This is a genomic window from Methylobacterium bullatum (assembly GCF_014845095.1).
GTDB lineage: Bacteria > Pseudomonadota > Alphaproteobacteria > Rhizobiales > Beijerinckiaceae > Methylobacterium > Methylobacterium bullatum.
Genome location: NZ_NKUG01000074.1, coordinates 23,951 through 36,861, shown reverse-complemented (window position 1 = coordinate 36,861; position 12,911 = coordinate 23,951). Strand labels below are relative to the sequence as shown.

The following is a 12,911-nucleotide window of genomic DNA, read 5'->3' as shown; positions in this document are numbered from 1 at the left end:
ATGGCCCGCCGCATGTCGTCACCGGGCCGCCGCATCCGCGCCGGCCATGGAATGTTCAGAGCGTCGAGAGAGCCGTGCTACTCGGCGGCGGCGGCGTGCGGCACGCTCTTGCGGTCCCGCGCGAGGCGGTTGCCGAGGGTGCCGATGCTCGCGACGAAGGCGGATTGCACCCGGCCGAGATCGTTGGTCAGCTTGTTGTAGGCCATCACCGCCGGGATCGCGACGATGAGGCCGATGGCCGTGGCGAAGAGGGCCTCGGCGATGCCGGGGGCCACCACTGCGAGCGACGTGTCCTGGCTCTGGGCGATGGACGAAAACGAGTTCATGATGCCCCAGACCGTGCCGAAGAGGCCGATGAAGGGGGCGGTGGAACCGGAGGTCGCCAGAAGCGGCAGGCCGCTCTGGAGCCGCTTGACCCGCAATGTGAGGGCGGCCCGCATGGCGCGCTCGATACGGTCGCGGCGCTCGGCACGGGTCTCGGTGGCATCCTGGTCGCGCCAGGCCTCGAGACCGGCCTGAACGATGCCCGCATCGATCCCCGATCCCGTCGCCTCGAGCGAACCGCCGGAGCGGACCAGGGCATCGAAGGCCTTGGCCTGACGCTTGGCGGCGGCGAAGCGGACGAGCTTCTCGAACACCACCGTCCAACAGGCGATCGAGGCGACCACCAGCAGGATCATGACGCTTTTGACGATCGGGTCCGCCTGGAGAAACAGGCCGATGAAGGAGAAGTCGTGGGCGGCAGCGGCCGGCGCGGAAGTCGGATCCATGGCGGGCTCCTCGGGTTTCGTTGGGTGGCGATCGCCGAGGGGCGACCGGATCGGCGTTCGGACGGGCCGTCGGCCCGCCCGCGGGGTCAGCGCGTGAACGTCGCGCTCGTCTTGCTCTCGGTTTCGATCCGGTCGAGGCAGCTCTCGCGGCTGGCCTCGCCGCCTTCGCAGGCGAGGACGTCGTTGAGGAGGATGCGGCCGATCTTCGGGCAGGCGAGGGATGGGAAGTCGAACAGCCGAACCATCGTCTTGCGGTCCTGGATGGGGCCGAGTTCGACGGCTAGGCGCTTCTGCGCGACGCCTTCCGTATCGAAGGCGAAGAGATCGAGCTTGAGGGATTTCAGCGCGGTGCCGCGGCTATTGTCCACGAGGAGATAGGTGCGGCAGGCCTCGCCCGCCGGCTCGAGCCGGTTGAGTTCGAGCTTCAGGGCGGGAGGCTTCGCATCCTGGGCGACGGCGGAGCCAGCCCATCCCAGCGTGAGGGCGGTGGCCACCAGGGCGGCGCCGACGGCCCGGACGGGAGAAAGAGTTGGGAAGTCGATCACGCAGTGCGCCTCTTTCATAACGGTCCGGTTCTCCTCGGTTGCGGCAGTCCCTGGTCGCCTGCGTCGAAACGCCATGGCAAACGGGAAGCGCCGAGACCCCTGGCAGGGCTCGTCTTCGGCGGTTCCTCGGGCAATGAGCGCGACGCTCGCGTTCCGGTGTCGCTCCAGCCTGACCCGTGGCGCCCGGCTTGCGCACCGCCGCATCGTTCGACGTGGCGCGGAGTATCCGAATTGATCCGGCAAGATCAAGCTTTGGGCTGAAAATCAGAGCAGTTCCAAACTGTTAATGCGACGCTCCACGCGGGCATCGTTGGTTTCCTAAACGTCCCAAATAAGTTGCCTGATCGTCCCGACCTCTCGCGCTTACTCCCGAACCGCAATCATCCTCTCCACCGGATGCGATGGTGTTCCGGGCAGACCTCTCCCGTTGGGGGGGGCGGACGGTGCGAGGAGCCGGCGGTGAGCCGAACCCTTGATGCCGCTTTTCCACATCTCCATATCGCGATGACCGGCAGGCGACCGCCGGGAGGAGTGCTGCAGCAGGCGGGCTCCGACAGTTCGAAGTGCCTCATTCTATCGACCCTTGGGCTTCGCGAAGGACAAGATCACGTGACGACACGGCCTTCTCCGTTCGGACATCCGTTTCTTCTCGGCTTCGACGAGATCGAGCAGGCCCTCGACCGGGTGTCGAAGGCGGCCAATGACGGGTACCCGCCCTACAACATCGAGCGCGTTCAGCGCTCCAGCGACGAACCCGAGCGACTTCGCATCACCCTCGCGGTGGCCGGCTTCACGCGGGACCAACTCGACGTGATGCTGGAGGAAAACCAGCTCGTGGTGCGGGGCCGTCAGGTCGACGACAAATCGCGCCAGTTCCTGCATCGCGGCATCGCTGCCCGCCAGTTCCAGCGCGCCTTCCTTCTCGCCGACGGCATGGAGGTGGTGGGCGCCGACCTGTCGAACGGACTTCTCTCCATCGACCTCACCCGCCCGGAGCCGGAACGGATCGTCCGGAAGATCGCCATCGCATCCCGCGACGACGTCTAGGAGCGCGACCTACCCACCCGGTGACGGCCAGCGAACGGAACCGCACCGGACCAAGCTCTGCCTCGAAAGGAGGGCATCATGACCGATTTCAACCCGAATCCGATCACCCCGGCCGATCTAGACCCCGCCGAGTTCAACGCTGCCGATCTCGCGGCTCTCGGCGAAGGGCACATCGCCTATGTCCGGCCGATCCGCTCCGACGAGGTGAAGCGGCTGTTTCCGCAGGCGCCTGACCTGACCCCGGGCATGGACCTGTTCGCCCTGCTCTCGGCCAGCGGCAGCCCGATCTTGCTGGCCGATTCGCGGGACGTGATCGTCGCCAACGCGGTGGCGAACGATCTGCACGCCGTGAGCCTGCACTGAAAAACGACCCGCCTCGCGGCTCAGCCGATCTCCGCCACCGCCGCCAGCAGCCGTGCGAGATCCTGCGGCCGTGACAGGCGGTGGTCGCCATCGGCGATGAGGGTGAGGACGGTGCCGGAAGCCGGCAGCCGTTCCACCGTCGCGAGGGCATGGGTGTAGGGCACGTCCGGATCGCGCATGCCCTGCAGGATATGCACTGGGCAACCCGGATCGATCGGACCGCCGAGGAGAAGATGCCGGCGCCCGTCCTCGATCAGCGCCATGGTGGTGGGCACCGGCTCCGGCCCGTAGTCGGTGGGCCGCATCCACACGCCCTCCCGCTCCATCGTCGCGCGGATATCGGGTGAAAAACGCTCCCACATCAGGGTCTCGGTGAAGTCGAGGGCGGGAGCGATGAGCACCATGCCGGCCAGCGGGGCATCGCCCCGGAGCGCCCGCGCGCGCGCCGCGAGGCAGGCGATCCAGCCTCCCATCGACGAGCCGACGAGGATGGCCGGCCCCGTCACGGTGGCGTCGAGGACCGCCATGGCGTCTTCGAGCCAGGTCGAGATCGTCGATTCGGCGAACTCTCCCTCCGATTCGCCGTGCCCGGTATAGTCGAACCTGACGAGCGCGCGGCCATGGTCCCGCGCATAAGCGTCGAGGACCATCGCCTTGGTGGCGCCCATATCGGAGCGGAAGCCCCCGAGCCAGACCAGAGCGGGTCCGTCTCCCGCGCGGCTGCGTACCGCGATGCGCCGCGCGGCGTCTCCCTTGCCCATGGTGATGAAGGTCGGGGCCTGGCTGAGCGCTGAGTCCATGCGTAGTCCCTTTTATCCGGTAAAACCGACATTTGACTGTGATGCAGTCGCATTTCGTTTACCGAGCCGTAAAGCGTGCCCCCGATGCTGGAGACCATGATCGAGACACGAGACGAGTCCCGTCGCCCCTTCGAAGACCATCTTCCGTCGATCCGGCCGTCTCCGGAAGGATGGGCCCGATGAGCGGCGAGGAAAGATTCGGGGCCGGATTCCCCAGCGAGGCGCAACCTCTGGCGGGCGCCACGGTGCTGCAGATCATTCCGGCCCTCGACGCCGGTGGGGCCGAGCGTACCACGGTGGATGTGGCCGCAGCCCTCGCCTCCGCGGGCGCGCGGGCCCTCGTGGCGACGGAAGGCGGACGCCTGGTCGGCGAGATGCAGGCCAAGGGCGGAACCTGGCTTCCATTCCCCGCCGCCTCCAAGAATCCCCTTGCCATGGCGCTGAATGTCGGGCGCCTCGCGCGCCTTTGCCGGCGCGAGGGGGTCCAGATCGTCCATGCCCGCTCGCGCGCTCCCGCCTGGGTGGCCCTCGGCGCCGCCCGGCGGCTGAAGATTCCTTATGTGACCACCTATCACGGCAGTTATTCCGGCCGGACCGGCGTGAAGGTGCTCTACAATTCGGTGATGGCGCGCGGCGACGTGGTCATCGCCAATTCTCACTACACCGCCGACCTCATTCGGATGCTTCACCCCGATCAGGCCGGCGACCGTGTCCGGGTCGTCCATCGCGGCACCGATCTCGCCCAGTTCTCGCCCGGCGCCGTGGCGCCCGCCCGCGTCGAGGCCCTGCGCCGATCCTGGGGGGTGGCGCCGCACCAGCGCGTCGTCCTGCTCGCGGCCCGGCTCACCGCCTGGAAGGGTCAGCGCGTGCTGATCGAGGCCGCCGCTTTCCTGCGCGACCGGGGCATCACCGATGTCGTCTTCGTGCTGGCAGGCGACCCGCAGGGCCGCTCCGCTTACGAGCGGGAACTCGACACATTGATCGAGGCACGCGGTCTCCGCGACATCGTCCTGCGGGTCGGCCATTGCACCGACATGCCGGCCGCCTTCCGGGCGGCTTCGGTGGTCGCCGTCCCGTCCGTGGAGCCCGAGGCCTTCGGGCGCTCGGCGGTGGAAGCCCAGGCCCTCGGGACCCCGGTGGTGGTCTCGGATCTCGGCGCGGTGCCGGAAACGGTGCTCGCCCCGCCGGAAGTGCCGGCGGCCCAGCGCACCGGCTGGCGGGTGCCGCCCGGCGACGCGCCGGCTCTGGCCGAGGCCCTGCTCGAAGCGCTCACCCTCGGGGCCAGCGCACGGGACGCCATGACCCGCCGGGGGCGCGCCCATGTGGAGGCGCATTTCTCCCTCGATGGCATGGTGGGCGCCACCCTCGACATCTATGCGGAACTTCTCGCCCGACGCCCGCGCTGACACTGTATGGGCCGGTTCGTGAACCAAACCCGCTCCTGCCTGTTGACACGGGACGCAGTTCGGACATGGTGTCCGCAACCGGATTGCCGGAGCGATTGGTGGCAGGTCTAGCCCTCCGGGCGATGTCCGCAGGCTGCCGTTTCGTCGTTCACTAGGAGATTGAAGCCATTCGTAGACCAATGAGAGCCATGCCGGCCCCGCAGAAGGACGGGCCGCGCGCCAATCGGGACATCCGTGGCGTCCGCGAGGTGCAGCTCATCGATGATACCGGGCAGAACCGCGGTGTCGTCGCCTTCTTCGATGCGCTCGCCCTTGCCGAAGAGGCGGGCCTCGATCTCGTGGAGATCGCGCCGAACTCCGTCCCTCCCGTCTGTAAGCTTCTCGATTACGGCCGCTTCCGCTTCAACGAACAGAAGAAGCAGAACGAGGCCCGCAAGAAGCAGAAGACGGTCGAGGTCAAGGAGATCAAGCTCCGCCCCGGTATCGACAAGCACGATTACGACACCAAGATGAAGGCGGTCATCCGCTTCTTCGAGGAGGGCGACAAGGTGAAGGTCACCCTGCGCTTCCGTGGCCGTGAGATGGCGCACCAGGATATCGGCCTGCGCCTGCTCGAACGGGTGAAGAACGAGACCCAGGAAATCGCCAAGGTGGAAAGTGAGCCGATGCTCGAAGGCCGCCAAATGATCATGATCCTGGCGCCGCGCTGAGGTCGCTTTCGTCCCACCACGGGACATGGACGTTCTGAAAGCCGCTTCCTCGGGGAGGCGGCTTTTTTTTATCGCCTTACAGCCGGTCTCGAATGTCGTGTGATTCGGGGCAGCTTCGTGCTTGCCGCGAGGGGAGGGGGCAGCCTGGGAGCCGCCCCCAATTCCCAGGATTTACTTCACCACGGACACCTGCGCGTCGCCCACCCGCCTCAGCACGTTCACCGTGACGTCGCTGCCGTAGCGCTGCACCCGCAGGTCGATCCGTGAGTCGCCGAGCTTCAGGTTGAAGATCGAAACGCCTTCGAGGAAGTCCGGGAGGGTGGGGTTGCGCAGGCGGATGCGGTTGCGGTCGTGCTGGATCTCCAAACCGATGCAGGCCGAGAGGAAGGCGAACGGAGCCGCCGCCGCCCAGGCCTGGGGCGAGCAGGCCACAGGGTAAGAGACGGGGCCGCGCTGGTTGCGGCGCATGAAGCCGCAGAACAGCTCCGGCAGGCGCTTCTGGTCCTGGTAGAGGGCGGTGTCGAACATGCCCTGGAAGATACGCGAGGCCTCCGGCTTTAGGTCGTAGCGCGCGAGGCCCATGGCCACCAGGGCGTTGTCGTGCGGCCAGATCGAGCCGTTGTGATACGACATCGGGTTGTAGCGGGCCTCGCCGCGCGCGATCGTGCGGACGCCCCAGCCGTTGAATCCGTCCTTCGACAGCAGGTTGGTGGCGACGCTCGCGGCGCGCTCCGGCAGGGCGATGCCGGTGAAGAGGGCGTGGCCGGCATTGGACGAGCGCACGGCGCATTGCTTCTTCGCCCCGTCCAGGGCCAGCGCGTAGGTGCCGATCTCCTCGCACCAGAAGGCCTTGTCGAAGTTTTCGCGAAGGGCCAGTGCCTCCTTTCCGAGGCGGGTGGCGAGGTCGTCGTGCCCGAGCAGTGTGGCGAGCTTGGCCATGCCGTTCTTGGCGGCATAGACGTAGCCCTGGACTTCGCACAGGGCGATCGGCCCCTTGGCGAGCTGTCCATCGGTATGGAAGATCGAATCGTGGCTGTCCTTCCAGCCCTGGTTCTCCAGGCCCTTGTCGGTGTCGCGGGCATATTCGACGAAGCCGTCGCCGTCCCGGTCGCCGTACTCGTTCATCCACGTGAGGGCGAGTTCGAGGGCGGGCCAGATGCGCTTGATCGTCTCGATGTCGCCGGTGACCGCGTAATACTCGTAGGCCAGCATGACGAAGAGCGGCGTTCCGTCGATGGTGCCGTAATAGTGGCGGAACGGCACCTCGCCGAGCATCGCCATCTCCCCGCGCCGGGTCTCGTGCAGGACCTTGCCCGGCTGGGCATCGGCGGCGGGGTCCACGGCCTTGGCCTGTGTCGAGGCGAGGTAGCGTAGGACGCCCTTGGCGAAGTTCGGGTCGATCCAGAGCGCCATCATCGCGGTGATGATGCCGTCGCGGCCGAACACGGTGGAGTACCAGGGGATGCCGGCGAAGGGGTAGATGCCCTCGGGCGTGCGGCTCGCCAGCATGTAGAGATCGGCGGTGGCGCGGCAGGCCGCTTCGTTGAACTGGTCGTTCGACGAGATGATCGTGGTGATCCCGGCGGTGAGCTGGCGCAGGTCCCGGCGCGCGTCGCGATAGGCGCGGGCGAAGATCACGCCCTCGCCGAGGCCCTTGGGATGGCGTGCGCCGGCGCTGCTTCCCGCCGCGTGTGACAGGCCGGCGGCGGCGTCCTCGCCGACCTTCTCCGCGGCCGGAGCGCTGGTGAAGGCGCGGTGCGATTCGAAGACGACGCGGATGAACAGGGACGTCCGGCCGCCCGGGGGCAGCGAGACCTCGAACTCGGCGCGGCCCGGCTCGATACGGTGCGGCTTCGGACCGAAGTGGAGGCTCGTGGTGCGCACCACCTCGTCGAGACCGACATAGCGAAACTGGACTTCCGATTCGTTCGCCACCTGCACGCTGCGCTTGCCGCGGACCGGCCGGTCCATGCCGCGCACCTCGAACAGGTCGCGGTAATCGGCGTCGAAGGTCACGCCGATCTTGAGCTTCCAATGGCGCGAATCGTAGTTGCGCAGGCCGATCCGGTCGTAGCAGGCACCCTTGAACAGGAACTTGGTGCGCTCGATGGCGATCAGCTCGCGGGGGATCGTGGTCTCGTCATGGGCATCGATGCGGATGTCCGGCGTCGTCATGTCGACGCTCAGCGCGCCGTTGTCGTCCTGCATCACCGAGGAGAGCAGCAGCGGGCGCTGGTCCTCGATGGTGAAGCCGAGGCGCGACAGGTAGCGCGTATCCTGGAAATACAGGCCCTCGGGCCCGGGCAGCACGCCGATATCGCCGTAGCTGTCGAGGACGGCGAAGGCCTCGCCGTATTTCAGGGAGCGTAAGGGGCGCTCCACCAGCGAGGTCTGTGCCTCGATATGGTATTGCGGCAGCACCTCGTCGGCATCCTGGAAACCCTGCCCCAGCCCGTTCGTGCTGCTGTGACCGTCCTGTGTCGTCGCCGTGGAAGTGTTCGCCGCCATGCCTGAACGTCTCCGGGAAGTGGACTGTCGGACCCGCGGTATCGAAGCCGGGCCTCTCCGGCCCGATGTCGCAGATCGTCTCGGGCGCGTCGACGGGCTCGATGAAGCGACGTTCGCTCTCTGGCCCGAAGCGCTGGATCGTCTATCGCGAATCAAAAGGCCGCCGGTCGCGAAAGGGCGATCCAGCGGCCTTCGATAACCGGTATCGGTGGATCTCACGAATGAGGGCCGTCGACTCGGGAAGAGGTTAGCAAGGCTGGTGCCGTATGGCATCAGCCTTTCTGCAAGGATTTTCAGGCCGGCATGGCAGCCGCGGACAGCGACGGGCGGGCCGAGCCGTTCAGATCGCCGTAATGCGGGGTGAACGCCCCGGCGCGTGGCATCTTGATGATGGTCTTCTCGTTCTCGATCAGCTGCTCGTAGACCGCCACATACTTCTTCACCATGCACTCGGCGGTGAACTGCGTCTCGAAGTGGCGGCGCACGCCGGCGCGGCTCATGGTCTTGACCTTGTGTACGGCCGCGATGGCATCGTCCATCGTGTCGCACAGGACGCCACTGACGCCGTCGGCGATGACCTCCGGCACGGAGCCGTTGCGGAATGCGATCACCGGCGTGCCGGCCGACATCGCCTCGATCATGACGAGGCCGAAGGGCTCCGGCCAGTCGATCGGGAAAGCCAGGGCCAGGGCGTTGCCGAGGAAGTCCTTCTTCTGCTCTTCGTTGATCTCGCCGATGAACTCGACGAGCGGGTGGTGGATCATCGGCTCGATGACCTCGTCCCAATAATCCTGATCGGCCTTGTCCACCTTGGCGGCGATCTTCAGCTTCACGCCGGACTGGATCGCCATCTGAATCGCCCGGTCGGGGCGCTTCTCGGGGGAGATGCGGCCGAGGAAGGCGAGGTAGCCGCCCTTGGCTTCCGGATAATACGGGCAGTTCTCGGACGGCAGGCCGTGATGGATCGTCGCCTGCCAGTTCGAGTTCGACGGCATGGGCTCGCGCTGGTTGTCGGAGATCGACACCAGGGGCATGCCCGTGAAGGTGCGGTAGACCGGCATGAAATCCGGAACGTCGAGGCGACCGTGCATGGTCGTGACGCACTTGTGGTAGAGGTCTTCGAACATCGGATACTGCAGCAGATCGATGTGGAAGTGCAGCACGTCGAACTCGTGCGCCCGTTTGTGGACGGCGTGCAGCATCGCCAGATGGCTCGCGGTGTGATCGCGGTAACCGAGAAGGCGAAGACCCTCGGGCGTGCAGGCGGCGAGCTTGGCGGACGTCTCGGAATCGCCGCTGGCGAACAGGGTCACGTCATGTCCCTGCCGGACGAGTTCCTCCGTGATCCACGATACGACGCGCTCGGTGCCGCCGTAGAACTTCGGAGGCACGGCCTCCGAGAGCGGAGCAATCTGGGCAATGCGCACGAAACGTCTCCTGTAAGGTCGAATATTGCGACGACCTAACGCCATCCGGCCTGAGTGGGACATGAACGGAACTCACGGCCAAGGTTCTGGTTCCGTGTGCCCCACGAGTGCCGTTCCTCGCTATCTCCTCCGCCCGGATGTCCCCGAAATCCTCGGTTCCATCTCCCCCGACGGGGTCATCGAGCAGGGGCGGGGCCATGCAGGAAACCGGCCAGACCGGACACCGGCGACGACCGCGGGATTGCTGCTTAAGGGACCTGCGCGGATCGGTCGTGTTGCCGGATACGATCCGCCCCATACTTCCTGAGCATGGCCGGATTTGTGCGACGCACGACGCCCTTGTTTCGCTCAAGGGGGTCGTCTAAGCCTCGCGCCTGCGCAGTCTGGCATTGGAGCAATTCCATACCACACCGGCGCTCGCGAGGCGCTTCGCCCGCCACGAACACGAGAGGTGTCGCATGACAAGCCTGCTGGCGGATTACCTGCCCCTCATCGTTTTCATCGGCGTGTCCTTGTTCATCGCCGTGGCGCTGCTCGTCGCACCGTTCCTCGTCGCTCATAACAGCCCCGACCCGGAGAAGCTCTCTGCTTACGAGTGCGGCTTCAATGCTTTCGACGACGCCCGCATGAAGTTCGACGTGCGGTTCTACCTCGTCGCTATCCTATTCATCATCTTCGACCTTGAAGTCGCGTTCTTGTTCCCCTGGGCGATCACCTTCGGCGAGCTCGGCTGGTTCGGTATGTGGTCGATGATGGCCTTCCTCGGCGTGCTCACGGTCGGGTTCGTCTACGAGTGGCGCAAGGGCGCCCTCGAATGGGACTAGACGTCCCGTCGACCTGACAATCGCATTGCCCGAAGCCGGATCCCGAGAAACCGATGGCCTTCAGTCCCGACATGACCCGGATCCCCGCCGTCGCACCCGCGCCGAAGGGGATCATCGATCCGAATACCGGCCGGCCCATCGGCGCCGACGATCCGACCTTCCTGTCGATCAACAGCGAACTCGCCGACCGCGGCTTCCTCATCACTTCGACCGACGACCTCATCAATTGGGCCCGCACCGGGTCGCTGATGTGGATGACATTCGGCCTCGCCTGTTGCGCGGTCGAGATGATGCAGATGTCGATGCCGCGCTATGATTGCGAGCGCTTCGGCTTCGCGCCGCGTGGCTCGCCGCGCCAATCCGACGTGATGATCGTCGCGGGGACTCTGACCAACAAGATGGCCCCCGCCCTGCGCAAGGTCTACGATCAGATGCCGGAGCCGCGCTACGTCATCTCGATGGGCTCCTGCGCCAATGGCGGCGGCTATTACCACTATTCCTATTCGGTGGTGCGCGGCTGCGACCGGGTGGTGCCCGTGGACATCTACGTGCCCGGCTGCCCGCCCACGGCGGAGGCGCTGCTCTACGGCGTGCTCCTCCTGCAGAAGAAGATCCGCCGCACCGGCACGATCGAGCGCTGAGGGACCGGCATGAGCAACGGAATTTCGATCCTCGCCCATACCGCGGCCCCGGCCGACGGCTCCCTCCAGGCGCTCAGCGACCATGTCGGGTCGGCGCTGGGTCCGGCCATCGTCTCGCGGACCATCGCCTTCGGCGAACTCACGCTGAATGTGCAGGCGAGCGACATCGTCTATGCGCTGACCTATCTGCGCGACGACCCCGCTTGCGCCTTCCGCTGCTTCATCGACATCTGCGGCGCGGATTACCCGAACCGCGAAAAGCGCTTCGACGTCGTCTATCATCTGCTCTCCCTGCGCCATAACGCCCGCATCCGAGTGAAGGTACAGACCGACGACCAGACCCCGGTCCCCTCCGTCATCGACGTGTTCCCGGCCGCCAACTGGTTCGAGCGCGAGACCTACGACCTCTACGGAGTCCTCTTCTCCGGACATCCCGATCTGCGCCGCCTGCTGACGGATTACGGGTTCGAAGGGCATCCCCTGCGCAAGGACTTCCCCCTCACCGGCTTCGTCGAGGTCCGCTACGACCAGGACGAGGCCCGCGTGGTCTACGAGCCGGTGAAGCTGGCGCAGGAATTCCGGAACTTCGACTTCCTCTCGCCCTGGGAGGGCACCGAATACGTGCTCCCGGGCGATGAGAAGAAGTCGGCTTGAACAGCGGAGCGAGGCCATGACCGAGCACAACATCCGCAACTTCGCGATCAATTTCGGGCCCCAGCACCCGGCGGCGCACGGCGTGCTGCGCCTCGTGCTGGAACTAGACGGCGAAATCGTCGAGCGGGTCGATCCGCATATCGGCCTGCTCCATCGCGGCACCGAGAAGCTGATCGAGCACAAGACCTACCTGCAGGCCACGCCGTATTTCGACCGGCTCGACTACGTGTCGCCGATGAACCAGGAGCATGCCTTCTGCCTCGGCATCGAGAAGCTGCTGGGGTTGCAGGTGCCGCGCCGGGCCCAGCTCATCCGCGTGCTGTTCTGCGAGATCGGCCGCATCCTCTCACACCTCCTCAACGTGACTACGCAGGCCATGGATGTGGGCGCGTTGACGCCGCCGCTCTGGGGCTTCGAGGAGCGTGAGAAGCTGATGATCTTCTACGAGCGCGCGTCGGGTGCGCGTCTCCACGCCAACTACTTCCGGCCCGGCGGCGTGCACCAGGACCTGCCGCCGGCGCTGATCGACGACATCGAGGCCTTCATCGACCCGTTCCTGCAGGTGGTGGACGACCTCGACAATCTTGTCATGGGCAACCGCATCTTCAAACAGCGCAACGTCGACATCGGCATCGTCACCGTGGACGAGGCCATGGCCTGGGGCTTCTCCGGGGTGATGGTGCGCGGCTCCGGCATCCCGTGGGATCTGCGCAAGTCGCAGCCCTACGAGTGCTACGAGGAGATGGAGTTCGACGTGCCCGTGGGCAGGAACGGCGACACCTACGATCGCCAGGTCATCCGCATGGAAGAGATGCGCGAATCGGCCAAGATCATGCGGCAATGCTGCGTGAAGCTGCGCGAGCCTGCCGGACAGGGGCCGATCGCGGCCACCGACGGCAAATTCGCCCCGCCGCCGCGCCGCGAGATGAAGCGCTCGATGGAAGCGCTCATCCACCACTTCAAACTCTACACCGAAGGCTTCCACGTCCCGGCCGGCGAGGTCTACGCAGCGGTCGAAGCCCCCAAGGGCGAGTTCGGCGTCTATCTCGTCGCCGACGGCACCAACAAGCCCTACCGTTGCAAGATACGCGCTCCGGGTTTCGCCCATCTCCAGGCCATGGACTGGATGTGCCGCGGCCACATGCTGGCCGACGTGTCCTGCGTGCTCGGCACGCTCGACATCGTGTTCGGCGAGGTGGACCGGTGAGAACAGCTC

At 66.2% G+C, this 12,911-nt stretch carries 13 protein-coding genes; 8 read left to right on the top strand and 5 right to left on the bottom strand.

Features of this window, described 5'->3' with window-relative positions:
• Window positions 1–77: 77 nt before the first annotated feature.
• Entirely contained in the window at window positions 78–770 is a 693-nt protein-coding gene (locus tag MBTS_RS11670) for a MotA/TolQ/ExbB proton channel family protein (protein ID WP_056161077.1), read from the bottom strand.
• Window positions 771–856: 86 nt separating this feature from the next.
• The gene (locus tag MBTS_RS11665; RefSeq protein WP_018042008.1) at window positions 857–1,333 is read right to left on the bottom strand and encodes a hypothetical protein; all 477 of its coding nucleotides are present in this window, start codon (window positions 1,331–1,333) and stop codon (window positions 857–859) included.
• A gap of 591 nt (window positions 1,334–1,924) precedes the next feature.
• Between MBTS_RS11665 and MBTS_RS11660 the strand changes: the two genes are divergently transcribed.
• Both MBTS_RS11660 and MBTS_RS11655 read left to right on the top strand, forming a co-directional pair.
• Window positions 1,925–2,362, top strand: a complete 438-nt coding sequence (locus tag MBTS_RS11660) for an Hsp20 family protein (RefSeq protein ID WP_147830928.1) — start codon at window positions 1,925–1,927, stop codon at window positions 2,360–2,362.
• Between the two features lie 78 nt (window positions 2,363–2,440).
• Complete coding sequence (locus MBTS_RS11655; RefSeq protein ID WP_018042010.1) at window positions 2,441–2,725, top strand: BQ00720 family protein; 285 nt, start codon at window positions 2,441–2,443, stop codon at window positions 2,723–2,725.
• A gap of 20 nt (window positions 2,726–2,745) precedes the next feature.
• Here the strand turns inward: MBTS_RS11655 and MBTS_RS11650 are convergent, their stop codons facing one another.
• Complete coding sequence (locus MBTS_RS11650; protein ID WP_192215726.1) at window positions 2,746–3,525, bottom strand: alpha/beta hydrolase; 780 nt, start codon at window positions 3,523–3,525, stop codon at window positions 2,746–2,748.
• 179 nt (window positions 3,526–3,704) lie between these two features.
• On the opposite strand from MBTS_RS11650, the gene MBTS_RS11645 reads away from it, so the two are divergent.
• Together MBTS_RS11645 and infC are read left to right on the top strand one after the other, a co-directional pair.
• A complete protein-coding gene (locus tag MBTS_RS11645; RefSeq protein WP_056147886.1) occupies window positions 3,705–4,931 on the top strand; it encodes a glycosyltransferase family 4 protein in 1,227 nt (408 codons plus the stop codon).
• A 188-nt stretch (window positions 4,932–5,119) separates the two neighbouring features.
• A complete protein-coding gene (infC, locus tag MBTS_RS11640; protein ID WP_018042013.1) occupies window positions 5,120–5,641 on the top strand; it encodes a translation initiation factor IF-3 in 522 nt (173 codons plus the stop codon).
• Window positions 5,642–5,812: 171 nt separating this feature from the next.
• Here infC and MBTS_RS11635 read toward each other — a convergent pair whose 3' ends face one another.
• Both MBTS_RS11635 and MBTS_RS11630 read right to left on the bottom strand, forming a co-directional pair.
• Window positions 5,813–8,149 (bottom strand): amylo-alpha-1,6-glucosidase, encoded by a 2,337-nt coding sequence (locus tag MBTS_RS11635; RefSeq protein WP_192215725.1) that lies wholly within the window; start codon window positions 8,147–8,149, stop codon window positions 5,813–5,815.
• Window positions 8,150–8,442: 293 nt separating this feature from the next.
• A complete protein-coding gene (locus MBTS_RS11630) occupies window positions 8,443–9,576 on the bottom strand; it encodes a glycosyltransferase family 4 protein (RefSeq protein ID WP_147829937.1) in 1,134 nt (377 codons plus the stop codon).
• A 458-nt stretch (window positions 9,577–10,034) separates the two neighbouring features.
• Between MBTS_RS11630 and MBTS_RS11625 the strand changes: the two genes are divergently transcribed.
• Genes MBTS_RS11625 through MBTS_RS11610 form a run of 4 tightly spaced genes read left to right on the top strand, consistent with a single transcriptional unit; the run spans window position 10,035 to window position 12,902 of the window.
• Window positions 10,035–10,400: an NADH-quinone oxidoreductase subunit A gene (locus MBTS_RS11625; RefSeq protein ID WP_147829939.1), complete on the top strand. Its 366-nt coding sequence runs from the start codon at window positions 10,035–10,037 to the stop codon at window positions 10,398–10,400.
• Between the two features lie 53 nt (window positions 10,401–10,453).
• The gene (locus tag MBTS_RS11620; protein WP_018042017.1) at window positions 10,454–11,041 is read left to right on the top strand and encodes a NuoB/complex I 20 kDa subunit family protein; all 588 of its coding nucleotides are present in this window, start codon (window positions 10,454–10,456) and stop codon (window positions 11,039–11,041) included.
• Between the two features lie 9 nt (window positions 11,042–11,050).
• Window positions 11,051–11,695 (top strand): NADH-quinone oxidoreductase subunit C, encoded by a 645-nt coding sequence (locus MBTS_RS11615; protein ID WP_018042018.1) that lies wholly within the window; start codon window positions 11,051–11,053, stop codon window positions 11,693–11,695.
• Window positions 11,696–11,711: 16 nt separating this feature from the next.
• A complete protein-coding gene (locus tag MBTS_RS11610; protein WP_018042019.1) occupies window positions 11,712–12,902 on the top strand; it encodes an NADH-quinone oxidoreductase subunit D in 1,191 nt (396 codons plus the stop codon).
• The last annotated feature ends 9 nt before the right edge of the window (window positions 12,903–12,911 follow it).